Origin of the sequence: uncultured Methanobrevibacter sp., assembly GCF_947170395.1 — an archaeon.
Classification (GTDB): Archaea; Methanobacteriota; Methanobacteria; order Methanobacteriales; family Methanobacteriaceae; genus Methanocatella.
Genome location: NZ_CAMVTE010000005.1, coordinates 16,669 through 42,621 on the forward strand (window position 1 = coordinate 16,669; position 25,953 = coordinate 42,621).

Consider the following 25,953-nt stretch of genomic DNA (forward strand, 5'->3'; position numbering starts at 1 on the left):
TATGGATTTGATTTTTGACATTTCAGGTTTAGCTAATGAAAAAGAGGAATTTACAGACTCCAAAAAAGATGTTTTGAAATTTCTGAAAATTATTGGGGTAGATACCCGCTTTATTTCATATACTCCTGAAAAAATATACATCAACAACTTAAGATTTTCAAAGTTTTCAAGAAAAAGGCAGGAAACATTCAACAGGCAGTATCCGGAAATTGAAGTTGTAAGAAGCAGTCTGTTTCAAAAGATATGCTCAAAATCGTCAAAGCACCTGGCTCTGGAGGCCAAGCCCAACTCAAAAATATTGATGCCCAAGGATAATTTTATAGTTGAACTTCTAATGGAGCCTTATACCCGTAAATATGGTGTCGAACTCGTTTATGAGGGGGAATATGACTTGGTTGTCAATCCCATTGTTTTGGATGATGAGGTAAACAATATCTTCTCGACAATTTTTGCAGGCGAAGGTATAAAATTTAGAGATAAAACCAATGAAATCTATCCTCTTTTAAATGTTTCACTGGATTGGATTAATTCATTTTTACAAATGGATGGTCGGGAGACTTTGGAAAATAAGAATAATAATCCACTAGCAATTTCATTTTCTGAATTTTTAGAGGATGTTGCTCCCCAATATAAGGAAAACGTTTTGAATGCCAGTGAATTCATTGAAGAAAAATTAAAATGTTAAAATTTGCATTTCAACTTCAAAAACTAAATAATGAAACTTGTTTGTCAGTTTTCTTTTTATCTTTTTTTTCATCAGATTTTTCTTCTCTGACAGGTTCTTCTTCAATAATGTCTTTGGAAGGTTTTTCATCAGATTTTTCTTCTCTGACAGGTTCTTCTTCAACGTCTTTGGAAGGTTTTTCATCTTGCGCTTCGATTCCGGGAATTTCAAATGGAAGCTCGTCTTCAACTTTATCAGGGACTTCTTCAACAACGGTATTCATCATCTGATTTTGAAGCTCTTCAAATCTCCTGTCACGTTCCTCAACCCTCATTTGAGCTTTCTGCTTTTCCATTTTGGTAATTACCTTTTTAGGAATCTTTTTGGATCTGAACCTTTTTATTTCAGTATCTTCAAGTTCCAAAAAGTCTGAAATTTCCCAGGCAAGCTCATCGTTTTTAAACATTATTTCAAGATAAGGAAACATTGAAATGGCTATTGCATGTGAAATGTGCATTTTTTCAGACATTTTTTCGGCAATTGCATCTCTTAGGTTTCTTTTGCCTCTGTTACGTCCCATTAATGTAAATATTGTTGGAGTTTGGATTTTTGTGAATTTTTTATAGGTTTCCTTTTTGGAGGAACTTACTCCGATTCCCATAAAGTCACTTGCATATCTCCAGTAACCGTAATTTCTGCTGCTTCGGGCTCTTCCAAAGTATAAGTCAGCTTTTGCAATGTTTTCATATGCCTTTTTGATTTCATTCTTTTTGGTGTATTCCCTTGGAATGTTTTCTGCAATGTATTCCATTACCAGGGTTGGGTCTTCATCGACTCTCAATGCCTCCCTCACATGCTGAGGATTTTTGCTTTTTAAAACACCTGTTATTGCATTGAAAATATCTGAGCGGTCATCTTTTATTCTTAAATCTTCAACGGCTTTTGGTTCCAGCACTTCATCCTTGTCTGCCAATGCCTGCAGGGTATTGATTGCTGAACGCAAGTCTCCATTTGATTTTTTTGCAATTAATTCAAGCGCTTTTGGATTTGCTTTAATTTCTTCCTTTTGAGCTATCTCTTTTAAAGCCTTTCTGATAGTCGGGCTTCTGATTTTAGGCATTTTGATGACAGTACATTTTGGTTTGATTGATTGCAGGCGTTTTGAGTAGAAATCATTTGCCATTAAAATCATTGGGTGTTTGGAGTTTTTTATAATCTCTCCAATTGCTCTAACTCCTCCACGGTCATTGGTTCCATGAATACCGTCAACCTCGTCCATAATGATTAGCTTATAGTCATCACCGAAAAGTGATCTTGAAGCTGAAGACTCTCCGATTGTACTTTTAATAACGTCTTGGGAACGTTTGTCACTTGCATTTAGCTCAATGTGTTCTGAAAATTCCTTTGCAATGACAAGTGCAAGGGTGGTCTTTCCAATCCCCGGAGGTCCAACTAGAAGTAGGGGTTGTTGGGGATTTCCTTTTTTCCAGCTTTCAACCCAGTCCTGGATTATTTTTTTCTCTTTATTGTTACCGACTACTTCATCCAAGGTCTGCGGTCGGTATTTGTCAGTCCATAACATTTCCATACCTTAAATGAATTTGGTTAGTAAAGCTTCAAGTTGTATTCTTGGATTTGCTCCTTCCCTTATTCTAAAATCACATTCTGCGATTGAATTAATCAAATCAATGTAAAAGTCAGGTTCCATTTTGCCGTCAACAACTCTTTTTGAAACCTCCTGATAGATTTGGGTAACCATATCTTCTCCGCTTGTTCCCTGCAAAACCATGGTTTCCCTTAGGATTGTTCTTGCACCTAAAAAGTCACCCATAAGTGCCTTGTTGATCATGTTTCCAATTTCCTGCGGTTTTGCTTTGGATACCACTTCATAAACGGATTCTTCTGTAATGGCTTCTCCTTCGGAAGCGGCAGCCTGAAGTACGTTAACTGCCTTACGCATGTCTCCTTCTGCAAAGTAGACTATTGTTTCAAGGCCTTTGTCGTCTGCTTCAAAGCCTTCACTTTCACATATGAACTGTAATCTTTCCTTTATCTCTTCACCTTTGATTGGAGCGAATCTGAATATTGCGCATCTTGACTGGATAGGGTCGATGATTTTTGAGGAGTAGTTACATGAAAGTATAAATGAGGCGGTTTTTGTATACATTTCCATTTCACGCCTTAAAGCGTGCTGTGCATCCTTGGTCATGTTGTCTACTTCATCCAAAAAGATTATCCTGAACGGAGCGCCAACCGGTTTGAGTCTGCAGAAGTTTTTAATGCGGTCCCTTACTGTATCGATTCCTCTTGCATCGGACGCATTTAACTCCAAAAAGTTTTGTCTCCAGTATTCTCCGAGAATTGATTTTACAAGTGCCAGGGCTGTTGTGGTTTTTCCAACACCTGCCGGGCCGGTAAACATTAAATTGGGCATGCTTTCTTCGCCTACATATTTTTCAAGTCTGGCAATGATTTGTTTTTGTCCTACGATGTCTTCTAATTTTTGTGGTCTATATTTTTCTACCCATGGTCCGCTCATTTAATCACCATTTCGTTACTGTAATTTTGTATGTTTTAGGTTGATAATTAACTTTTGGTTAATGTTTTTATATTGGGTTGGATTATATATAATGTAATTGAAAGAGTATTTGAAGAGTAATATCTTGAGGTGTTAAAATGAAAGGTACATGGAAACTCAGATTAAGAATGATGCTTACCTATATGCTAATGTTTTCCATTGTATATTTCCTTGTCCTGCTTGTAGGCTGGTATTTAGGAATTCAAAGGTGGACGTTGTATGCAGCCGTGAGCATAATAATTGTATTTTTACAGTATTGGTTTGGACCTTCTATAGTAAAACGTTCAATGAATGTAAGGCCATTGTCTGAAGCCGAAGCGCCTCATATTCACAAAATGGTGGCCGAACTTGCTCAGGAAGCAGGTGTTCCAAAACCTGAAATCGGATTGTCAGAAATCAATATCCCGAATGCGTTTGCATATGGAAGGTCATCCAGAAGCGGACACATTGCAATTACCCGTCCGATTTTGGGATTGCTTGACTATGAAGAGTTAAGGGCTGTTTTAGGCCATGAAATGGGTCATATCAAACATAATGACATGGCAGTAACTGCAGCAGTTAGTGTAATTCCAATGATTTGCTATTACATTGCATTGTCATTCATGTTTTCAGGAGACAGCAGGAACGGTAACGCATTCATAATTGGAATTGTGGGTTATTTATTCTATCTTCTTGGACAGGTGTTGGTATTGTTCATTTCAAGAACAAGGGAATACTATGCCGATGAGGCCAGTGTGGAGCTGGGAAATCGTCCGGCAGCACTGGTGTCTGCATTATATAAATTGTCCTATGGGGCAGCAAGATGCAGCAAGGAAACAATCGATGAGGTTAATACCAACAGGGCTTTCTTTGTAAATGACATCAACAATGCAAAACATGACGTAACTGATTTCCAGCAAATAGACTTCGACGGTGATGGAAAAATCTCTGATGAGGAGTTAAGAAGATTAGCCAATTCAGATGTGAAAATTTCCACAAAAAATGGGCTTATGGAATTGCTGTCAACTCACCCGGATTCCTTAAAAAGAGTTAAAAGATTGGCAGAACTTGAAAATTAGGTGTAATTTATGAAAATGATTTTAGATGAACGTGGTAAAAAGTATGTTTTGAAAGCTGGAGAACAATTTGAAAGTGATTTGGGGATTGTTTCATCCCAGGATTTGGATGATGCGCAAGTAGGCGATGAAATTGAAAGCCATCTTGGCCACGCATTTAAAGTCATTAAGCCCAACATCAACGATTTCATAGACGTGATGGAAAGGAGATGTTCAATACTTCTTAAGAAAGATATTGGTTATGTTTTGGCCCATACCGGTCTGGGTGCAGGAGCCCGTGTTGTCGATGCGGGAACCGGTGCAGGAGCAATAGCATTGAACTTTGGAAATGTCGTAGGTCCCGAAGGACATGTCTATACCTATGAAATACGTGAGGATTTTGCACAAATCGCTCAGAAAAACATAGATAACTTTGGAATTGAAAACATCACGGTTAAAAACAAAAACGTCAAGGATGGAATTGATGAAAATGACATTGATTTGGTCTTTTTGGACTTACCGAAGCCGTTTGAAATATTTGAGGATGTTTGGGAGTCACTTAATGTCGGAGGATGGCTTGCGGTATATGCACCTTATATCGACCAGGCAAAACTGTCTTACAGAATCGCTAAAAAGGTAGGATTTTACGATATTGACATAAGTGAAATTCTACAGCGTGGTCTGGAGATTAGAACTCAAGGGGTAAGACCGAAGACCCGTATGGTTGGTCATAGTGGTTATTTGCTGTTTGCAAGAAAATTATAATTTTAAACTTGAAAATCTTTAGAGGTATGAATTTATGCCGATGGCTGTTGTTAAAGGTTCTCTCAAATATTGTCTTGAAAACAAACCGTTCTTTCTTTTTGTATTTATAGTATTTTTTAGTTTGGAATATGTATTGGACATTTTTTTCTATCCTGTTTATGGTGTAGGCATGTGGATATTTTTTATCCTTATTATGGGATATGGTCTGCAGATAATTGAGGATGTAATTAATGGAGGTACCAGACTGCCTAAGATAATGCCTAAAAAGGTAGTGGTCTTGGGATTAAAAGGAGCGGTAATTAATCTCTTTTATATTCTTATTCAGTTTGCGTTGTTGAGTATAGTTGCTGTGAATCTGAATTTTCCGATTTTTGAACTTGAAGAGTTATTTTTGGATTTTGACAATACCTTAACTTTAATGTTTACTCATGATGTGGTTTCATTCACTATTTTTATGGTTTCCGGATTTGTAATATCCTATGTTGCAACATTTTTCATGGAGCTGTCTTTAGCGAGGCTGGCTGATGGGGGACAGCTTAGAAAATCATTCAATTTCCCTAAAATCAAACATGCCATCGACATTATAGGATGGAAAAACTATACAATCGGATATACGAAGATTATTCTGGTAGTCGTTGCTTTTTCTTATATCAATAGGCTATTTGATCCGGTTTTGGGTTTGAATGTTATTGTAGGTGCCATTTCAATATTCGTATCATTCATTGTTGAATATCGGGGTATGGGAATGGTGTATAAAGTGTATACTGACAACAGAAATAAGGCAAATTTGAACTAAACTATTTAATTATACAAAAACAAATATAGTCTTATCAAATTTTGTTTGGAGAAAATTTATGGGTAAGACTAGGATAGAATGGATTGACCTTGTTCGGGCAGTAGCTATTTTGACTGTTTTGTATATTCACGCTACCGATGGAATATACATAATCTCTTCTGATGCAATAACAAATTATACAATCTATTCAAGGATTTTTAATTTCGCATCTCTTTTCATTGGCCGTATAGGGGTTCCGTTCTTTTTAATGATTACTGGTTATCTGTTACTTGATAGGTCTTATGACGACAGCAGAACTCAAAGGTTTTGGGAAAAGAATTGTAAGGGTCTGATTATTGTTACCGTGATTTGGGCAATAATCTATGTTATCAGTTTGCAGTTTGTAACTGTGGGAAGTGGTCAGGTAAACTTTGCAGAAGCCGGAACACTGTTCTTCTCTCACATGTGGTACATGCCGATGATTATTGGAATGTATCTTTCCATGCCATTTGTTGCAAGTGCCCTAAAGCACTTTGAAGTAGATACAGTTTATCAGGCAACCATTGTATTTACACTTTTGGCGTTCCTACTGCCGTTTGTCACACTTGTCTGTGACATGAATGGAATTAGCGGGGTTACCCTACAATACTGTTTGGGCTTTAGTGGCGGAATCTATGGAGTATATATTATTTTAGGATATCTGGTTAAAAAAGGCAAATTTAAGCATATTGACAGCTATAAGTTGTGGATACTTGCCATAATTTCATTTTTAATTTGTGTCGGATTCCAATATTATGCATTTGTTATTAACTACGATTTCTTCCTGTGGTATGAATTCCCATTCATTTTACTTGGGTCATTTGCACTGTTTGAGCTGTGTTCAAGAAAAGGCAGTGTCAGATTCTACAGCGGAGTTAAGGTATTGTCCAAATATTCATTTGCAGTATTTTTAATACATAACCTGTTCAGATTGCCTTTGCTTCCATTTATTGTTGTCCTGCCATTTGCAGAACCGGTCAAAGCTATTATACTTTGGATTTTATTGATAATCTTCAGTTTTACCGCTGCAGCAATTATTTATAGAATTCCAAGGTTTGGAAAATACATTTTATATATGAGATAATTTCCATTATCTCTTTTTTCTTATTTTGGGTATTTTTCAGATGTATTTTAATTAAATCTTAATATATTTCAATTTGTTAAAAATGCAATATTTGCCTCACACTGTAAAAATTATTTATAATGAAATTAAAAATATGATTGACGAAAGAATTATTCGGGTGCAATCATGAATTACAAACAAGTTATAATAATTGTTTTAATAGTTGTCATTATTGCCATTTGGGGAGGTCTTGCCTTTTCACATTTCGGCACTGGTGAAAAAGCTACAGAAATAACCTTTTTAAGCAATAACACTATTAAAAATGGCGATAATGTCGAATTTGAACTTAAAGATGATCAGGGCAATCCCCTTTCCGGCCAACAGGTAACAATTTTATATGGTGACGGAAATAAAACTGAAAATTATTCCATTGTTACGGACGCTAACGGTAAAGGATATCTGACATTGTCCAATGAGGATGCCGGCAATCACACTATAACTGTAAAATATGCTGGTAACGACAAATATAAATCTTCCAGTGCCCGTACAACAATAACAATTGAGGAAGAAGCATCTGAAGACACTGCAACATACCAAAGCAGCTATTCAAGTGACAATACTCAATCTTCATCATCCAGCTCATCATCCAGTGATTCAGTTCACTATGATTCAAATTATAACGTCTACTATAATGATGAAGGAGTTGTTGTAAGCGGATCAAACAAAGGATCTTCAGTTGATTCAGTAAGGCAAAGTGGCAGTGAACATGCAAAGGATTTTGAATAGTTGGAGTTAACTCTCTGACAATTCCTTTTCTATTTGCCTAAATGCTTTTTTTGCCTCAGGAATGGGGAATAGCGGATATATGTGAAACTGCCCTTCTCCTGTAATTAATTTTACATCTACATTACTATTTTTAAGTTTTTCCACATATTTTAAAATATCTTTGTAAAATATCTCGTCGTTTCCGGCAAAAATAAGAGTTTTTGAAAGTCCGGTGCTGTCTCCAAAGGTTGGACTTACCCTATAGTCTTTTGTATCGAGCTTGCCTGCCCATGACTTGCCGATTTGCTTTAAACCTATTTCGCCCAGAATCGGATCGTTTTCACTGTCATAGGGGGTGTTGTCCATGGAAATGTCCACCCATGGTGAAAATACGACAATATGGTCTGGCTGAGATAGGCCGATTGTTTTTAGGTATTGTGCAAATGACAATACGAATCCGCCTCCGGCCGAGTCGCCCATCAATGTGATGTTTTTGTTGGTTTGAAGTATGTAATTATATAATCCTGTGACTGCCTCAAAAGTTTCGTCCCATTTATGCAAAGGAGCGAGTCCGTAAACAGGTGCAAGTACAAATGCATCTAATTTTCGTGATAGCTTCAAGCAATATAAATGATGCTGGTAGTTAATTTCATTTACATATGCTCCACCATGTAGATAGAGTATTATTTTTTTAGATTTTTCTTTATTTCCATATGTGAAAACCTGCATTCCGTTAAAGTCAAAACTTTTGAAAATGCTTTTAGGGGGTTTGGGGTGTTTGTGTGACCTTTCGGATAGGAATTCATCAACAGCCTCTTTCGAATCCATATATTTGGGCTTTGTAAACTTTAAAATTAGCTTGGCAATTTTTGAGATAAGTGATGGGGCCGTCATGATATCAAAAAATTAAAAAAAGAAAAAAAGGAAGTTTATTTATACTCCAGAGTATAATAAACCTGTTCCTCTTGCAATGAAGAAAGTAGCGTAAACTCCTAAAATACCCATTAAGATTCCGCCGATAGTCGGATTCAATTTTGAGATGATTGACACAACTAAACCTAACAGGAATATTATTATAAATGAAAGTATAATGAATAAAACGAGTTTAACTGGTCCTACTTTTGAAATGTCGCCAATTGCTTCACCGATACTTAAAGCATAACCTAAATCTTCGGTTTTAGCTAATCTGCATTGGCCCATCATTGCTGCTAAAGCAAATATGATAACTAATATGGCAGTTATAAGGCCAGATAACCAGTGCTGGAAGAAAATTGCTAAAATTGCACCAATGATAATTGGGATGAGGAAGTAAACGATGTATACAACAAATAATTTAACTCCATTTATAAATTGTCTTATAAAGTCAATTTCAGGACCTCTATCTTCTCTGTTGATTCCATATTTGACAATGTCCAATTCATAACCATAAATCATAAATCCAAGTAAAACTGCGATTATGATTCCGATAATTCCTGATCCTAATGCTGCCAGTACATTGTTTAAAGCAACACTTGCGCTAATAGCACCAACAGTTCCGGCAGTTGCAATTCCTAAAATAATTCCTAAAATTACATATATTATCAATGCTTTAATATTTTGCAGAGGATACATTAAAGCATCACTGAATATTTCACCTAATTCCATTTTGTTCACCTTTTAAATTTGGTTCGTTAAATTAAGATAATATTAGTATGAAAATAATATTATTTAAAATATTGAGTAATCATATTACTAAAAAAATAAAGGTGTAGATGATAGGTCATCTACCTAATTGTTTTTTCGTGTAAATAGAACAACTGCTATAACAATTACAATTAAAACTAAAACAATGATTGGAATACCAGTGTTTCTTAAGTCATTCTTTGTAACGTTTGGTTTTTTATCCTCTTTTTTCGGTTCTTGCTTTACATTTTTTGAAGAATCCTGCTTTTTAGTCACGGTTGTTGTATTTTTGTCCTCTTCTCCTGTAGCTGTGGTATTTTTAGGAGTATCTTCACTAGCATTATTTCCATCATCGGTTCCGCTTGCAGTCTCATTTTCAGCTCCTGTTAGAGTTTCATTTTCAGCTACACCCAATGTTGTGTTTTCACTGGTGTTGTCTTGAGAAGCTCCCAATACATCGGAATTAAAAGTGTTTGTGATTACAAATCCTTCTGAAGCACTTCCCTTTATTGAAACTGAATAGTTGGAAAGTTCACTTTCGTTTACAGAATAGCTTCCTTCATCTTCAACTTCAAAGGTAGCTGACCAGGAGTTGGATGGACTTAATGTTTCTTTATCAACGATTTTACCGTCTTTAATAAGATTCACAGTAATCGAATCAGGTCTTTGGCTTGTTTGGCCATCGTCGTTCCATTTGATTTTGACTGAAATTTTTTGGACAGTACTGTTTTCTTCGCCGGAAGTGTCTTCTGCTGAAGCAAAACCGATATATGCCAGTAAAAAAATCGCAACTAAAAATATTGTAAACAATTTCTTATTCATGATTTCAACACCTGCTTTACGTTGGTTAAATTATAAGCAGGATGATATTTAATTGTTTTTAAAAAAGTGATGTTAAAGTAAAAAAATAGAAAATGAGGAATAAAATTAATTATTCCATAAATATTGCCGGTTTGTAAGGCATTGCGTTTCTTGCCTTGTTTTGTGGATCGTAGGAATCATCGGTATGGATAATGACCTCTTCACCAACTTCCTCGGTAATGTAGTCAATGGCATCGTTTAGAATTGCTTCTTCATTGATTTTACCGATGTATTTGGTTTTAGTCATTTCACGACCAATCTTTTTAGCTACTGCAGCGATTTCCTTTTTATCGTCATAAATGTCGGCTCCAACAGCTCTTCCCATAATCTGGCCAATGTCAGGTTTTCCAACTTCATCAGCTATTTTATATAAATCCCATTTCCAGTCAGGAGCAAGATAAACATGCACTTTGGAGACATCTCCTTTCACCATCTTCTTGATATGGGTAATGTCTTTTATGATGTTTTGCACAAACTCTTCTGACTTTTCGATTTCCACACTTACTGATTCAGGGTCATATTCAGGCCATGAAGCTTCACTTACAAATCCTTCACCGCCATATGCGGTCCATAGCTCTTCGGAGGTATGTGGTGTAAATGGTGCAAGGAGTTTAATCCAGGCTTCAAGGACTGTTGACAGGACATAGATTATTGCAGGGTCTTGTGTGTCAGTCAAATGTTTTACCCTGTAGAGGTAGTGGTCCACGTCTTTTTTAAGCAGGAACAATGATTCCTGCAGCGCTTGTCTTGTTTGGAAAACTTCCAGCGCTTCAGTGGATTTTTTAATGTGCTGGTTGAGCTGGCTGATCATCCATAAATCGATGGTACGGCTCAATTCAACCTTTTCGATATTGCTCAGGTCTAGTTTGGAGCCTTTCATTTCTTCAATTTTAGCTGCAAACTCTCTGAACCATTCAAGTCTTCTTTTGGTTCCGAGAACTTCCTTTTCTCTCCAGTCAAAGTCTTGCCATGGTTCTGCTGACGCCATTAGGAAAAGCCTTACGACATCTGCTGTGTAGTCTCTGATTGCGTCTTTTAATAGAATAACGTTACCTTTTGATGAGGACATTTTGTTTCCTTCCAAAAGACCCATTCCAAACACTACAGTTCCTCTAGGCCATTTTTCTTCAGGATAAATGGCACTGTGGGTAAACATTAAAAAGCTTAAGTGGTTACCGACCAGATCTTTTGCTGACAATCTCCAGTCAAGAGGATACCAGTAGTTGAATTCATTCTGGATTTCTGAAACTTTTTCTGCAGGAACAGTAAGGTCTCCTGAATCTTTGTTGAGTAAAACTTTATCAAAGAATGCAGGGGTCAAATCATCAGGATTCATGTCCCTTAGGTATTTTGCGATTGTATAATAGGACATGTAAATTGTGGAGTCTGTTAACGGTTCGATTAACCATTGGTTGTCCCAAGGAAGTCTGGTTCCAAGTCCAACTTTTCTGGAGCATGCCCAATCATCCAGCCAGTTAATGTAATATTCAAAGTTGCTTTTAAGTTCTTTTGGTATGATTGTTTCGCCTTCAAGGACTTTCAAGGTCTTTTCAGTCCATTCCTCGTTTCCATATTTCATGAACCATTGGTTGTCCATGATTTTAACCACACAGTTGTTTCCACATCTACACACAACAGGCCTTTCGGCAAAGTCGTACATTATTGTTGCCATATTGTCGCTGATGAGTTTTTCTTTCAGTTCTTCACGGGCAAAACGAACTTTCATTCCACCAAAATCAGGAATGGATTCGATTATTTTACCTTTACTGTGCTGCTGTTTGTACAGTTCGTTTGTGGCTTCATGCAGCTTTTCATCGTTTTGGTCTGTAATTCCAAGTCTTTCGATAATGTCTGCTGCAGGGATTTCGCAGTATCCCTTAAGGGTACATACAGGAATCGGAACCACGTTTTCAATAATGCCTTCCAGATTGTATTTGGCTATTAATTCATCATTGTTTTTCAAATCCTGAAGCGCAATGTAGTCTGCAGGTGCATCTGCAGGTTCGGAAAATACCACTCCGCTACCGTATGATGCGCTAACAAAACTTGCAGGGAAAATTGGCAATTCGTCTCCTGTAAATGGATTTGTAGCCATTTTTCCAATAAGGTCATTAGGATCAATTTCAGAAATGATTTTCAAATCCTTTATTTGGTGTTGTAAATTGTAGTGAGCTTCTTTTGTAATGACCCAGTTTTCACCTTCGGCATCAACCAAAACGTATTCTACATCAGGATTTAACCAGATATTTGTTGCACCGACGATTGTTTCAGGCCTTAATGTTGCTGTAACCAATACCATGTCCTCAATCTTGAATTTTAGGAGGGTCAGTTCGTTCACTCCCACTCCTTCACCTTCAAGCAGGTCGTGGTCTCCAACAGGGTTGTCACAGTTTGGACAGTATTTTACAGGGTGTTCGCCTTTGGCAACCAGTCCTTTGTCGTGCAGGGTTGTAATCTGCCATTCTATGAACTTTTTATAGGTAGGGTCGATTGTTCTGAATTCACGTCTCCAGTCAATTGAATAACCCATCTCTTCCATCACTTCATGATATTCGGTTGAAAAGTATTTAACGATAAATTCAGGGTCTTCCAATTTAGGTAAGGTTTCTTTTGGAACTCCGTGAACCCTTTCATATAAATCAAGTGTCCATGGATCTTTCCTTTTAATCCTGTCAGCTATTCCAATGACCGGTGCACCGGTTACGTGCCATGCCATCGGGAACAATACGTTATAGCCTTCCATTCTTTTAAATCTTGCATAAACATCCGGAACGGTATATGTACGTCCGTGACCGATATGCATAGCTCCGCTAGGGTATGGGAAAGCCACTGTAAGGAATAATTTTTCCCTTTCGTCAGGGTTTGATTCAAAAAGTTTTGCATCAGCCCATTTCTTTTGCCATTTTTTCTCTATATTTTCACTCACCAAATCACCATTATAAGATTGTTTTTTGAGGAATTTCAGGAACTTTGCTTTTGTGTTCGCTCCTGACAATTTTATTAATAATCATATCAACGTCATCAACTGAAACGGCTAACTTTTCAGCTATTTCAGTATTTTTCATATCTTTTTCTTTGTAAAGATAAAGAATCTGATCAAGTAATTCATAAGACATTCCGATTTCCGCTTCATCGGTCTGGTCTTCCCATAAACCTGCCCGTGGCGGTTTTTTAAGAATCGCTTTGGAAATGTCCAGATATTCACTCAATTCATAAACTTCAGTTTTGTACAAATCTCCAATCGGTTCCATATCGCACGCACCATCTCCGTGTTTTGTAAAGTAGCCGATTAGGATTTCACTTTTGTTGCCTGTTCCGCTAACCAGGTAATTTTTCTGGTTTGCATAATAATAAATGATTGACATTCTGATTCTGGCCTTAAGATTTCCTATTGCCAGATTGTTTTTCTCAAGTTGTGTAACAGAGAGAAATTCATTTAAAATGCCGTCAATAGCTATTTCCTTATATTCAATGCCTAAGGTCTTTGCTATTTCGATGCCATGAACTGTGTCTTCAGCCGGTGTAGTAGCAGATGGCATTACAATTCCGAATACATTGTCTTTTCCAACAGCTTCGCAAGCCAGATAGGCTGAAAGGGTCGAATCAATTCCTCCGCTCAGGCCAACAACGATTCCATCGGTTTTGGATTCGCTGACTTTAGATTTAATAAATTCAACAATTTCTGATTTTGTCTTTTCCAAGTCAATATCCGGAATTTCACTAATGTTTTCACCAACCTAATCATTCATACAGTAAATAATATGTATTTATTAATTTATATATTATTTCATGTCAAATGTAGAACTTATCTGTGAAAAATCATTTTCCGGTGTTGACAACCAAATCATCGACAGATTTGTCGAGTTCCAGCATGCACTCATTGACAAGGATGAGGATAAACTAAATAAACTCATTTTGGATGATTATGAACTGGTTCACATGTCCGGCAAAACACAATCAAAGGATGAATTCATAGGCGAAGTCATGGATGGAACTCTGAATTATTACAAATCTGAAATTTCAGAGCCCACCATTCTTTGGGACGATGAGGAAAATGCATCCTTAATAGCTGATGTGACATTGACAGCCAAAGTATATGGAATAAATGGAAAATGGACACTGAATACTGTTGCAAGCTTTGTAAAAATAGATGGTGAATGGTATTTCGGAAAATGGGATAACTGAATTTGTTTGAAAACTAGATTAATGACTATTCCCCATATAAGCCTTTTTTGACGTTTTCAATAAACTCTTTTTCATCATCGCTGAGTTCGATATCGGCGAGGTTGTCTTTGTTTTCACGTCTTATTATGATGAAAAATCTCAAAATCAAAATCAGCATAAAAGACAATACGCTCAATAACGGTGAGAAGAATGCCAATATAAGGGATATGCCTGAAATGATGACCGGGGACAGCAATATGTAAAATAATGTCAATATAGTTCCTTTTATGTATAGTTTCAGGTTGTCCAATTCGATTCCATCCTCATAACTGTCATATGTCTTTTTGATTTCTGCTTTGATTTCATTCTTTCTATTGAAATATTCCTTGAAATTGTTTCTCACCAATAATATGAACATTATAAGGTACAACAGACTGATTATCAATATCAGCAATGAAAATAGGATGTTTACTTCGGTATAATAATAAAATTTAAACAGAAAACCGGTTGCAAAAGGTATCAGACATGCGGTTGCTATTGTAAACATGTTCAGAATCAATATTGAATGCTTGATTTTTTTGAAATTGAAAAGGAGGACGTTGGTTTCCCAAAAATTGTATACCAAGTAAAAACTTATGAAGTAAATTAAGATGGAAGGCAACAGATATTCCAAAATATAATCCATTAAAACGGCTCCTGAAGTTATATCGGAAAGTGTTGGCACGGCAATCTCCAAAACAAGAATTGTCATTGCAATTGCAAAAACACCATCAGTAATGGCCATAAATCTTTCTTTAAAATTATTGGAAAATATTTTATTTATTGACATATGTTTATAGGTAACTATTTTATATTATTTATCTTTTCATGTTTTTTCAATAAAAAATCAGAAACACAAAAATCAATTAAATTTTGCGTCAAATCCTCTTTTAAAATTAGTTAATTTTGTTTTTTTCTTAAAAAATAATGAAATAGTGAGAATTTGATCTCACTTTTCCCTGTTCATTGTTTGTTTTAGTTAATTTAACATGAAATATCAAAAAACAGTTATTAACTAGTAAAAAAAAGAAAATGAATATTCAAAATGAATATTCAGTTATTGAAATGCATACGGGTTTATAATCATATAAATTCCAATACCGGCTGTTATAGCAGTGCCTGAAAACAATAACGCAATTCCAAAACATCTGTTATTTTCTTTAGTAGCTTTATTGCTGTTCTTTATTTTCAGGCCATCCTTTGTGATTTTTGGGCCTTTGATATCAAGTTTTGCAGGGGTTTTTGGGCCTTTGATATCAAGCTTAGGGTTTTTTGTTGGTTGTGCATTTGCAGTATTGTCGGCAACTTTTACAGTATTGTCAACAGTTACAGCATTGTCAATCACATGGATGGTATCGTTGTTAACTGCTTGCACGACATCATTGTCAGTTGTGTTTGCAATTTTATTGTTGATATTATTTTCAACTGTCATATTTTTGTCAACAGGTATGTGTTGTTGATCGATTGTTTGTATAGAGTCATGGGTTACTGTGGTGTTGTCGCTTGCGGCTGCGCATGCAACACCTAATGATATTATTAATAGACATAGTAGTGATAAGATAATTCTTTTCATAATTGGCCTCCATAATTTTTTTAGCGAAATCGGATTTTCACTTACCATTAACTCTATTGAAGACCATATATAAATTTTTTCGAATGTAAGTGCTCACTTGCATCTTAAAATAAAAAATAAACATTAAATTGGTATTTTTATCAAATTATAAGAGAAAATATTTGAAAAATATATTTTTGGAAAACATGGGGCATGTTTTTAACACAAAATATTTTATGTGGGGACTATTATTGCTCTGAAAATGTAATATTGTTCTCCGTTTCTAATTTAAATCATGGAAATATTAATAAATCATGAAAAAGTATATAAATATATGGATATTGAATATATTAAGGAAAATTATCGGTTTGAAACACTTACGGATGAACATGATTTGTCTAAATTTAAGTGTGAATCTGACGATTTAAATGATTTTCTTAAAAATGATGCGTTAACTCAACAAAAAAGTAAATTGAACTTAACAAAGCTAGTGATGTGTGATGACATTATAGTAGGTTATGTTTCTCTACTAACCGACACTATACCATTAAAAGATATTCGTGATGAAGACACTAAACAGGATATTAAAGATCAATTGGATATTACTTCCAAAAAGAGAAAATTGCCGGCAATCAAAATTGGAAGATTGGCTGTCGATGAGAAATATGCTCATAAGGGATTAGGTTCTGAGATTTTGATGAGCATCTTATTCAATGTTAAAAATATTGCTGAGAATAATGTTGGATTAAGATTCGTCACTGTAGAAGGTTATGCAAGCGCATATGGATTCTATATTAATCATAACTTCATTAATATGAAGATGATGATAAAATAAAGGAAAAATTAGATATTATAATAGAACGAAATCCGGAGCAAACATTCTATTTATATTTGGATTTAAGAGTTCTAGAATGATACTTTTCTAGCCGCATCATACCTCTTTTTAAATTCTTTATCTTTTTTTGTAAGAGGTTCGACCATTCTATTTAAAAAATCAGATGCTTCTTTACCGTATAATGTAGGAGTATCTCCAATTGGTTTTGCCATGCTTATCACCTCTTAAATTTATACATTTTCTATGTTTCTTATTATTTAAATAATTGTTGTTTCAACGAATTTAACTAATAATTCTATAAAAATATTTAAATTCAATGAATGGAGGTGGAAAAAGTGGAGTTGATTATCTTCCTCATTGGATCATACTCTCTTAATATTATGACGATATTAATTCAAATAAAAGGTAGAAGATAGGGACTCAAATTTTCACCTCATCAATGGCAATTAAATATAAACAAGTCATGAAGTGTTTTGAAAACTAATGTTTTCGTGAGGCATTTTCCCGGAGATAGCCACTATTTAATTGTCTATTTTTTAAAATTAGTTAAGTTTATATATTTTATTTAATGATAGTATTATTCAAGAGATTTACTTTTATGTAAACCTCTATTCAGATGCAAAAAATGTATTATTAATGTCTAATACGGGATATTGTAGAGATTTTCTCTACAATAGGACATTAATTTGAAACTTTTTTTTAAGAACTCCTGCATTTCAACTAAAAACATCACATATTCTTAATGGAAATTCGTTTAATTACTCTTTTTTGGATGATTTCAACAGTGAAAAAATAATCATGAATCAAAATTCAATTTCAGGAATTTAGAAAAACTATTTTATAATTATTCTGATTAATTACATGAATTATCTAAAAAATAGCAGTATTTTGAAATATTTGTGATTATAATATGGTTCTATAAGTATATTTATATACTATGAAAATTAAAATAACATTTAGTAACTAAAAGTAGCCAGTTTGATTTTCATATAATAACCAATTTTCCGCCGGACAATTTGTAAAATAAACTATTTTTTTCATCAATTATAAATCTTTTTCATATACTAACCTAAAAAAACTAAGGCCACTTAAAATCATATAGTAACCTTTTATAACTATGAAAGGTTATCATAGTGCTATTTTTAATTGATTCTAAGTGCAATTTTCATGAAAAGGCCACATTATGTCAATATGAATACTTTTCAAATGGTCTCTCATTTAATTTAAATAGGATTTTCACTAAAAATATCATTGTCAATTAAATTACTCTCGTCTTACTGATTAGTTTTTTCACATAATATTATAAAAAGGGGACAATAGATTAAAGGAGAAAGAAAATGACTGATGAAACAAAGATTAAATTATTTCAAAATCAAAAAGTAAGACTGAAATGGGATGATAAGATAGAAGATTACTATTTTTCAGTAGTGGACGTTGTTGGAATTCTCAGTGAGAGCAAAAATCCAAATAATTATTGGAAAGTATTGAAAAAAAGACTTAAAGATGAAGGTGTTGAGTTGGTTACAATTTGTAACCAACTAAAATTACCATCACATAAAGATGGTAAAATGTATAAAACAGATGTTGCTACAGCAAAACAATTGTTCCGTATCATTCAATCAATACCTTCCCCAAATGCAGAGCCATTTAAACAATGGTTGGCCAAAGTGGGCAGTGAAAGGCTTGATGAGATAGCAGACCCTGAAATGGCTATTGAAAGGGCCGTTGCCACTTACCGTGAAAAAGGATATAGCGAAGAATGGATCACTCAAAGATTAAGGGGTATTGAAATAAGAAAGGATTTGACTTCTGAATGGAATAGGTCAGGTGTTGAAAAAGGAAGGGAATATGCAATACTCACTAATGAGATTAGTCGGGCATCTTTTGGTATAACAACAGGTGAACATAAAAAGATTAAAGGACTGAAAAAGGAGAATCTTCGTGACAATATGACCAATGCGGAATTGGTTATTAACATGTTGGGTGAATTGGCCACTACTGAAATTAGCAAAACTGAAAATCCGCAGGGTTTTGAAGAAAGTAAAATAGTTGCAAGAGACGGTGGAAGCATAGCAGGCAATGCTTTAAGAGAATTGGAATAGCGAACTGGACGAAAAGTGGTGAGCAGTAAAAATTCTAAAAATCCAAGGTTATTGGATGAAAATTTAAAGTAGCGGCAAGTTTGCATTTTCAGGTAAAAATCTTCAGATGCAGTAAATCATGCTAGATGTCTGTGTGTAAAATTAAAAATGTGTTGTTGCTTGAAATAACCATTCGAAAAATCATTTACCTGAAATTGCATATTGGAATTTCATAAGCTTACTCAAAATAAGTGCTTGAAAATTCATAATCCTGTAAAGCGTCAAATTCGAAAATCATATACTAACCACTTTTTTAAAATGAATCTTGGCCCAAAATAAAAATTATCAAAACTCGTTAAAATGCAATTAATAAATATAATTAAATTTCAACACTTTAAAAGTCATAATTAATAAAATCAATGAAGCATTTAATGATTCGTCTTAAATGGGATATTCTTCTCTGAATTTGAAGATTGCAATAATGCTTGAATAAGTAAATTTATATACTATAAGAAATTAAAGTTACAATTAGTAACTAAAAGTTAGTAATTGGAATTTCGATTACTTACCATTTTTCCGTGGACAACTTACAGGATAATATATTTTAATTATCTGTAATAAAGATTATTATATTCTCCATTTCCTAATCCTATTTTAATTTAATTTTATATTTTTATCAATTCTTTTTGCATCGTAAATTTTATATGTGATGTTTTTCTCACTACAATTTTACCAATTGGCTTCAACAAGCCTTAAATAATTTATAACACATATATGTTCTCTTGAAAGGCCTCAAACTATAACACATTTTTGAAAGGAGGTGAATAAACATGAGAATATTTATTATATTCACTGTTTATTTATTAATCAGAGTAGTTTCACCGTATGGCTATTCTGGTGTTCTTTTCATGCGTCTGAATGGAGGTGAAAAAAGTGGGGTTGATTATATTCCTCATTGGATCATATTGGCCGAATATTATGGCACTAATGATTCTGATAAAATATAGGAGATAACGACTCAAATTTTCACCTTCTAAATGGCAATTAAATATAAACAAGTCAATGAGGGGCTTTGAAAACTAATGTTTTCGTGAGGCCTTTTCCTTGAGATAGCCACTATTTAATTGTCTATTTTTTAAAATTAGTTAAGTTTATATATTTTATTTAATAATAGTATTATACAAGAGATTTACTTTTAAGTAAACCTCTATTAAGACGCAAAAAATGTATTATTAATGTCTAATACGGGATATTGTAGAGATTTTTCTCTACAATAGGACATTAATTTGAATTTTTTTTTAAGAACCCGAGTTTTTCAACTAAAAACATCACATACTAAGATAAACTAACTGCATCTGATTATATTGTAATTGTTAGTTAATTTGGTGGATAAAAATATGGACAAAAGTTTAAATGAAATTATGAAGACTAAATGGATGTATTTGAATGAGGATGAACTTAAATTTTATTCATTGGGCATTTTTATAGAATGCATCTGTTTGAGTGTAGTTATTTCAATAATATTAAATTTATTGTTCAAATCTGATTTTATGCTCTGCATGTCAGGGTTTACTATTGTTAGTATCATGTTTACTATTTTAATATATAAACGTGACTTTTTTGATGAAAAATTTGAATTATTTTCTCCTGATAAATTGCAAGGCACTAATCAAGGATTAATCCTATTTTTATTTGTATCATCATTTTTGGTATCTTGGGGCTTTTTTTGTGCGGCTTTAAAATATGGATTATATAATGCAATTGCATTTTCTTTAGCAGTATGTTTTCCGGGAATTTTCCTGCTTTTAAGAAGAAATGTATACTCTAATGAAAACAACAACTCATTTTATGATGGTAATGGTTATCATCCACTTTTTCATTGGGTTTTAGGTATTACTGTAGGTTCTGGGCCTTTGGGTGTCTCTTTAACTAATTTTTTAAAAGACATGTTTGTTAAAGGTTCATTTTTGAATATTGACTTAATTTCGGTTGTATTGGCATTAGTTTTAGAATGCTTTGTTCTTTCCCCAGATGTTGCAAATAAGATTTTACCATTTGAATTAAAAAGAATTGAAGGTATGAAAAAATTTATTTTAATTTCATTATGTTTAATGATGATATTACTACTTTTTAATATGATAATTTAACATTTATCTATGAATTATTCTTAACAAACTTAATTTTCATGGTTTAAGGATTTAAGAAATAGTATTCGTAATTTCAACAATAAATTATGGTAATTATTTAAAATAAAGTGTTAATATTGAAATTGATGATTGCAATAGTGCTAAAATAACTAACTTTATATACTATAAGAAATTAAAATAACATTTAGTAACAAAATGTAAGTTTAATAAAATCTTACTATTCATGATTTCGCTTGGCAAAAATATATGAATGGTAAGTATATGGAATTTAAACCTACACTAAAAGTAAGATTATTATAGGAGGTAATCTCTTGGCATTTAAAGATTATTTTAAATTTAATAAAGATAAGACAACATTTATTTTCGTAGGTGGAAAAGGTGGAGTTGGTAAAACTTCCGTGTCTTCTGCCACTGCTTTGTGGTTGGCTGAACAAGGCAAAAAAACTTTAATTGTATCAACTGACCCCGCACATTCTTTAGCAGATTCCTTGGAAGTTCCAATCGGCAGCTATCCTCGTGAAATCAAAACAAATTTATTTGCAGTTGAAATAGATCCTGATGAAGCGATGGCTCAAAAACAGGCACAATTAGAGGCTCAAAAAGCAGCAAATCCATCTGATGAAGGTGGATTATTGGGTATGGATTTTTTATCCGACCAATTGGACATGGCATCATCTTCCCCTGGAGCTGATGAAGCGGCAGCTTTTGAAATGTTTATGGGCGTTATGAATTCCGATGAATTTGATGTTGTAGTCTTTGATACTGCTCCGACAGGACATACATTAAGATTATTATCTTTCCCTGAAGTTATGGATTCATGGGTTGGTAAAATGATGATGCTTAAGGCAAAATTAGGTACCGCTACCAATGCACTTAAAAAAATCATGCCGTTTATGGATGCGGTAGATGACCCTCAAACTTCTGAAGATTTAAAAAGAACCAAGGAACAGATTGACAAGGCAAAAGAAGTTTTATCAGATCCTGATAGGACAACATTCAAAATGGTTGTAATTCCTGAGGAAATGTCAATTTATGAGTCTGAAAGAGCACTTGAAGCGCTGGGCAAATATGACATTACTGTAGATAGCGTCATAGTAAATCAGGTAATGCCGGATATCTGTGATTGCGATTTCTGCCACTCAAGACACAAACTGCAGCAAAAACGTCTGGCTTTGATTGACCAAAAATTCCCTGAACAGCACATTGCCGAAGTGCCTTTGTTTAAGGACGAAGTCAAAGGTCAGGAAAAGCTGCTGAAATTGGCCCACATCCTATATGATGATGAGGACAATGATGAAGTTGTACAGGAAGCTATTCAGCTTTAAAGTTAAAATATTCAAATTTTAACTTTTTTTTACTTATTTTTTTCAAAAAGCCATCCGAAAAACATTACCAATACAAACAGGAACAATATCACTATTCCGTCTGCTGTTGAACCCTTGTTTGTGAGATCCATATAAACGGAGTTCATGAAATAGATGACAAAAAGAATTATTCCAATCAGATAGAATAGAATTGATAATTTGGAACTTTCAAATCTTTTTTTATAGCCGGAAAAAATAATCATCACCAAAAAGAGTATGGCAAGTGCCAGCAGGAAAAGAAATATAAAGTAATATTGAGGTATTGTTTGCATACATGCAATCAGCACGATAATTGCAATAACAATGAATATCGCTTCAATCTTGTTCATTTTATCACCAATTTAAAAAATTAAATAAGTTAAAATAAATGTTATTTTAACTTAATCGCTTTTTAACATGAAAATACCGTCTACAAATATTATAAACAACATTAAAGTTGTAATGTTTAAGTCAAGCGGAATGCCCATTATCATGAGAATGCATTCATAGACTAGGCAAATTATGAAAATTATATCCAATATCTGTATTATTTTCGGCAGTTTTTTGAATTTTTCAATAATTTTCATTTTATCACACCTTTCCAACTGTCGTCCCAATATTTTGTTGGTATGCTGAAAGGACTCCAATAGTCTTCACTGAAATATTGGTATGTTTCCTCTTTGGTTAATTGTTTGGTATTTCCATTACTAATATATATTGCACTTGTTCTGTCTAATGTCAAATCGCTGTTGATTTTTACTTCAACATAATCATAACCTCCATTTTTGTTTGGAATATTGTATATCTTCTTGTTTTGAAGATAGCCCGGTCGTGTAAATGTGTATGTGTCCATTAGGCCATGCCATTCCTTTTCATTAACAACATTGTTTCTATAGGTTGTTCCTGCACTTTGAATTATTGCCATTGTTGAAAACAATTGCAGACTTGCAAGCGAAGCGCCGCTTAAGGTTTTTCCCAAAAGTTCCTTTCCAATCAGATAGAGGATATAGCTTAAGGGCTGTGCATTGTTCATGATGTAGGAAATTCCTTTTGAAATCAAACCAAACGTGTTTCTGATGCCGGCTATAATGTCTTTAGATATTGTTGGGACACTGCAGCAGTCTTTGGTTGTGGATACTGAAGATCCCTTGTAAATGCTGCCGTCATGGTGCATTATAACATTTGCAAGTCCGCTGCTTGAGTTAAATGCAATTGCCGATTCGCTTTTGTCTTCGCATAATATATAAATCATCTCTCCCAGCTGGGATATGCTGAAACGGTTGTTTGCAATCGATGCAAATACGTTTTCCAGTGAATTGGTGGAGTTGTCTGCATATCTCAATGCAATCTGTGAAAGGGAATATTCCTCCAAATTCGCCAAATTGAGCGAATTTATCAGTCTAAATAGCAAAACATCTTTTGTATTCCCGCTAACGCTCATGCCCATGTCGGTATTTAGGATATTCAAATATGTGTCATCAAGATTTATTCCACCCAAAATCGTTAATGTATGGTCCCGTTTCCAGTTTACACTATACTGTTTTGCATAGTCATTTGCCAGTTCATCTGAAAGCCAGGCTGTTTCAAGGGAGGCCAAATGCATTCCATAAGCATTCATAACGCCGAATCTGTCCAGATATTTGCCGTTGGCATTTACCCAATTTTCCAGAATGCTTTTAGTAATTTTTTCATTAATGATGCTGTATGACTGCAGGACTTCAAATCCCATTGTTCTGCGGTATTTTTCTGAAAGTCCATAACTCACGGTTTCCTCTTTTTTGATTTCTTCTCTGCCGTTGACTGCAAATTTGGTGATTATATCTTCTTTTGATGAATAACCCACAATATTTCTTCCAAAGTATGAAAATGTCACGGGCGTGTTTGTGTTGGTGAATTTTATCGATGCAGTGTTGTGGTTTGTTATCTCATCGTAGCTTTTATAGTTGAAATCATAAATCGTTTTTGAATAGTATTTCGACAGGCTGTATTGCAGTCCCAACTCATCAAAACTTACGGTCTGGAAATTGACTTTTGCTTTTACAATGTCATTCTGCATATATGTTAATGTTTCGCTATTTTGAACTCCCTTATCTGCATAAAATCCGAATAACTCAACATTGTCACCTGTTTTGGATTGATAATCGATTTGGGTATATCCGTTGATTCTTGATATGATGATTCCGCTGTCTTTTAAGTTGTTTTTATTCACGTCACTTTTAATCCCACTTCCATCAAGGGGAATCAAATAGTTTGCATATCCAAGAAGTGTGGAGTTTACGCCGCCAATTCTTGTATTGGAGAATTGATAGCTTTTGTCTTTAATCTGGACGGTAAATATTTCGTTTTTAGGCATTTTTATGATTCCATTATATCCTGTCTTTAGAGAATATGCTGAGTTTTTAAAGACATATGGGATGGTTACATTAACGTAATTGGGAATCAAGGTTGAATGTATAAAATTTGAGGATTTTATGACTTTATTGACGGTTATTTTATTTGTTGATTTCAGTCCGCTGAATTCTGTTGTTATTGTATATTTTCCGGGGGTCAGTTTCACATCCAATGTTGCAATGCCGTTCTTGTTGGTTGTTTTTGAATAGGTCTTACCGTTCAGTTTTATTGTGACTTTTTTATTGGATGAAGCCTTGCCGTTGCTGTTGAGTATTTTAACGTTGAATTTGCCGGTTACACCCTCATTGACGCTTAGATCTTTTGTTTCTATCAGCGATTTTATTGTAACGGTTTTTGTAACTGTTTCAGATGTTTTTGAATTGATATTGGAAATGCTGTATTTTCCGGGCTTCAGGTCAACAGCTAACTTCGCCACTCCTTTTGAATCTGTTTTAATGGAATAAGTCTTGCCGTTCAGTTTCATTTTCACCTGTGTGTTTTTAAGCAGGTTTCCCTTCTGATTATAAAATGTCGCAGAATATGAGGCAGTGTTTTTATAATATTTGGTTAAATCACCGCATTTTATTGTGCTTTTAATTGTAACGGTACTTTTTGCGCTGCTTTTTTCAAATTCGCTATTGCCGTTGCATGTGCTCAGAACCGTATAAGTTCCGCTTTTATAATTGAGATTTATCGATGCCTTCCCGTTTTTATCGGTTGTTTTTGTGAACGTTTCGCCATTGATTTTTATCTGAACTTTGGCATTGCCGATAACCTTTTTTCCATATTTCAGGGTTACCGTAAACTTGCTTCCGTCCTTATAATACATTTTCACATCAGGTGCAGTTAATGTGGTCTTTTTTTTAGTTGTGGTTGAAGACTTGGACTCGGCACTTAGCTTCACGTCATCATTTGCTGCACTCAATATTTCATTGTCATTTTCTACACTTATTTTACACAATTCCTGATTTGAATCAGTCTTTTGGATTGCTTGAACTGTTTCATTTTCTAAATTGGCTGCCGATACGGCTGAAACTAAAAAAACAAATAAGAAAATAAAACATATGGTGTTTATTTTTTTATTCATATTATCTACCTTGATGTTAATTTTTTTCATCAACAATCAAGGTATGATTTCTAAAATATAAATGCTTTAATCTTTAAAATAAATGGTAAATGACTTTTAAAATGAATT

General features: G+C 34.2%; 25 protein-coding genes. 12 read left to right on the top strand and 13 right to left on the bottom strand.

Annotation, left to right across the window (positions count from 1 at the left end; translation table 11 throughout):
* The first annotated feature begins 1 nt into the window (after window position 1).
* Window positions 2-685 (top strand): ATPase, encoded by a 684-nt coding sequence (locus tag Q0W04_RS02115; protein WP_298499750.1) that lies wholly within the window; start codon window positions 2-4, stop codon window positions 683-685.
* Window positions 686-701: 16 nt separating this feature from the next.
* On the opposite strand, the gene Q0W04_RS02120 is transcribed toward Q0W04_RS02115, so the two are convergent.
* Both Q0W04_RS02120 and Q0W04_RS02125 read right to left on the bottom strand, forming a co-directional pair.
* The gene (locus Q0W04_RS02120) at window positions 702-2,246 is read right to left on the bottom strand and encodes a replication factor C large subunit (protein WP_298499753.1); all 1,545 of its coding nucleotides are present in this window, start codon (window positions 2,244-2,246) and stop codon (window positions 702-704) included.
* Between the two features lie 9 nt (window positions 2,247-2,255).
* Window positions 2,256-3,203: a replication factor C small subunit gene (locus Q0W04_RS02125; protein ID WP_298499756.1), complete on the bottom strand. Its 948-nt coding sequence runs from the start codon at window positions 3,201-3,203 to the stop codon at window positions 2,256-2,258.
* Window positions 3,204-3,340: 137 nt separating this feature from the next.
* On the opposite strand from Q0W04_RS02125, the gene Q0W04_RS02130 reads away from it, so the two are divergent.
* The 5 genes from Q0W04_RS02130 to Q0W04_RS02150 all read left to right on the top strand — a co-directional run bounded on the left by Q0W04_RS02130 (window position 3,341) and on the right by Q0W04_RS02150 (window position 7,704).
* Window positions 3,341-4,300 carry a zinc metalloprotease HtpX gene (locus tag Q0W04_RS02130; RefSeq protein WP_298499759.1) on the top strand — a complete coding sequence of 320 codons (960 nt, stop codon included), beginning with the start codon at window positions 3,341-3,343 and terminating at the stop codon, window positions 4,298-4,300.
* A 9-nt stretch (window positions 4,301-4,309) separates the two neighbouring features.
* Window positions 4,310-5,041: a tRNA (adenine-N1)-methyltransferase gene (locus Q0W04_RS02135; RefSeq protein WP_298499762.1), complete on the top strand. Its 732-nt coding sequence runs from the start codon at window positions 4,310-4,312 to the stop codon at window positions 5,039-5,041.
* 34 nt (window positions 5,042-5,075) lie between these two features.
* Window positions 5,076-5,837: a DUF4013 domain-containing protein gene (locus tag Q0W04_RS02140; protein WP_298499765.1), complete on the top strand. Its 762-nt coding sequence runs from the start codon at window positions 5,076-5,078 to the stop codon at window positions 5,835-5,837.
* Window positions 5,838-5,895: 58 nt separating this feature from the next.
* A complete protein-coding gene (locus Q0W04_RS02145) occupies window positions 5,896-6,939 on the top strand; it encodes an acyltransferase (protein ID WP_298499768.1) in 1,044 nt (347 codons plus the stop codon).
* Between the two features lie 165 nt (window positions 6,940-7,104).
* The gene (locus Q0W04_RS02150) at window positions 7,105-7,704 is read left to right on the top strand and encodes an Ig-like domain repeat protein (protein WP_298499770.1); all 600 of its coding nucleotides are present in this window, start codon (window positions 7,105-7,107) and stop codon (window positions 7,702-7,704) included.
* Between the two features lie 6 nt (window positions 7,705-7,710).
* Here Q0W04_RS02150 and Q0W04_RS02155 read toward each other — a convergent pair whose 3' ends face one another.
* The 5 genes from Q0W04_RS02155 to Q0W04_RS02175 all read right to left on the bottom strand — a co-directional run bounded on the left by Q0W04_RS02155 (window position 7,711) and on the right by Q0W04_RS02175 (window position 13,907).
* Complete coding sequence (locus tag Q0W04_RS02155; protein ID WP_298499773.1) at window positions 7,711-8,511, bottom strand: alpha/beta hydrolase; 801 nt, start codon at window positions 8,509-8,511, stop codon at window positions 7,711-7,713.
* A 105-nt stretch (window positions 8,512-8,616) separates the two neighbouring features.
* Window positions 8,617-9,327, bottom strand: a complete 711-nt coding sequence (locus tag Q0W04_RS02160; protein ID WP_298499776.1) for a DUF4013 domain-containing protein — start codon at window positions 9,325-9,327, stop codon at window positions 8,617-8,619.
* 123 nt (window positions 9,328-9,450) lie between these two features.
* On the bottom strand, window positions 9,451-10,167 hold the full coding sequence (locus tag Q0W04_RS02165; RefSeq protein WP_298499778.1) for a Cna B-type domain-containing protein: 717 nt from the start codon (window positions 10,165-10,167) through the stop codon (window positions 9,451-9,453).
* 109 nt (window positions 10,168-10,276) lie between these two features.
* Entirely contained in the window at window positions 10,277-13,132 is a 2,856-nt protein-coding gene (leuS, locus tag Q0W04_RS02170; protein WP_298499780.1) for a leucine--tRNA ligase, read from the bottom strand.
* A gap of 10 nt (window positions 13,133-13,142) precedes the next feature.
* Window positions 13,143-13,907, bottom strand: a complete 765-nt coding sequence (locus Q0W04_RS02175) for an NAD+ synthase (RefSeq protein WP_298499784.1) — start codon at window positions 13,905-13,907, stop codon at window positions 13,143-13,145.
* Between the two features lie 88 nt (window positions 13,908-13,995).
* Here Q0W04_RS02175 and Q0W04_RS02180 point away from each other — a divergent pair, with 88 nt between their 5' ends.
* Complete coding sequence (locus Q0W04_RS02180; protein ID WP_298499787.1) at window positions 13,996-14,391, top strand: nuclear transport factor 2 family protein; 396 nt, start codon at window positions 13,996-13,998, stop codon at window positions 14,389-14,391.
* 25 nt (window positions 14,392-14,416) lie between these two features.
* Here the strand turns inward: Q0W04_RS02180 and Q0W04_RS02185 are convergent, their stop codons facing one another.
* The gene (locus Q0W04_RS02185; protein ID WP_298499790.1) at window positions 14,417-15,199 is read right to left on the bottom strand and encodes a TMEM175 family protein; all 783 of its coding nucleotides are present in this window, start codon (window positions 15,197-15,199) and stop codon (window positions 14,417-14,419) included.
* Between the two features lie 267 nt (window positions 15,200-15,466).
* A complete protein-coding gene (locus Q0W04_RS02190; RefSeq protein WP_298499793.1) occupies window positions 15,467-15,982 on the bottom strand; it encodes a hypothetical protein in 516 nt (171 codons plus the stop codon).
* A 373-nt stretch (window positions 15,983-16,355) separates the two neighbouring features.
* Between Q0W04_RS02190 and Q0W04_RS02195 the strand changes: the two genes are divergently transcribed.
* Complete coding sequence (locus Q0W04_RS02195) at window positions 16,356-16,796, top strand: N-acetyltransferase (protein WP_298499796.1); 441 nt, start codon at window positions 16,356-16,358, stop codon at window positions 16,794-16,796.
* A gap of 71 nt (window positions 16,797-16,867) precedes the next feature.
* On the opposite strand, the gene Q0W04_RS02200 is transcribed toward Q0W04_RS02195, so the two are convergent.
* A complete protein-coding gene (locus Q0W04_RS02200; protein ID WP_298499799.1) occupies window positions 16,868-17,008 on the bottom strand; it encodes a hypothetical protein in 141 nt (46 codons plus the stop codon).
* 1,125 nt (window positions 17,009-18,133) lie between these two features.
* Between Q0W04_RS02200 and Q0W04_RS02205 the strand changes: the two genes are divergently transcribed.
* The 4 genes from Q0W04_RS02205 (at window position 18,134) to Q0W04_RS02220 (ending at window position 22,349) form a co-directional block, all read left to right on the top strand.
* Window positions 18,134-18,898 (top strand): BRO family protein, encoded by a 765-nt coding sequence (locus Q0W04_RS02205; RefSeq protein WP_298499802.1) that lies wholly within the window; start codon window positions 18,134-18,136, stop codon window positions 18,896-18,898.
* A gap of 809 nt (window positions 18,899-19,707) precedes the next feature.
* Window positions 19,708-19,884 (top strand): hypothetical protein, encoded by a 177-nt coding sequence (locus Q0W04_RS02210; protein ID WP_165814053.1) that lies wholly within the window; start codon window positions 19,708-19,710, stop codon window positions 19,882-19,884.
* A 390-nt stretch (window positions 19,885-20,274) separates the two neighbouring features.
* Window positions 20,275-21,024 (top strand): hypothetical protein, encoded by a 750-nt coding sequence (locus Q0W04_RS02215; protein ID WP_298499807.1) that lies wholly within the window; start codon window positions 20,275-20,277, stop codon window positions 21,022-21,024.
* Between the two features lie 311 nt (window positions 21,025-21,335).
* Window positions 21,336-22,349, top strand: coding sequence for an ArsA family ATPase (locus Q0W04_RS02220; RefSeq protein WP_298499809.1), 1,014 nt, complete (start codon window positions 21,336-21,338; stop codon window positions 22,347-22,349).
* A gap of 29 nt (window positions 22,350-22,378) precedes the next feature.
* On the opposite strand, the gene Q0W04_RS02225 is transcribed toward Q0W04_RS02220, so the two are convergent.
* From Q0W04_RS02225 to Q0W04_RS02235, 3 genes are read right to left on the bottom strand one after another with little or no spacing between them, the layout of a single operon-like run.
* Window positions 22,379-22,717, bottom strand: coding sequence for a hypothetical protein (locus Q0W04_RS02225; RefSeq protein ID WP_298499812.1), 339 nt, complete (start codon window positions 22,715-22,717; stop codon window positions 22,379-22,381).
* Between the two features lie 51 nt (window positions 22,718-22,768).
* Window positions 22,769-22,954 carry a hypothetical protein gene (locus Q0W04_RS02230; RefSeq protein ID WP_298499815.1) on the bottom strand — a complete coding sequence of 62 codons (186 nt, stop codon included), beginning with the start codon at window positions 22,952-22,954 and terminating at the stop codon, window positions 22,769-22,771.
* Window positions 22,951-25,845 (bottom strand): hypothetical protein, encoded by a 2,895-nt coding sequence (locus tag Q0W04_RS02235; RefSeq protein WP_298499818.1) that lies wholly within the window; start codon window positions 25,843-25,845, stop codon window positions 22,951-22,953. Before Q0W04_RS02235 ends, Q0W04_RS02230 begins: the two co-directional genes overlap by 4 nt.
* Window positions 25,846-25,953: the final 108 nt, after the last annotated feature.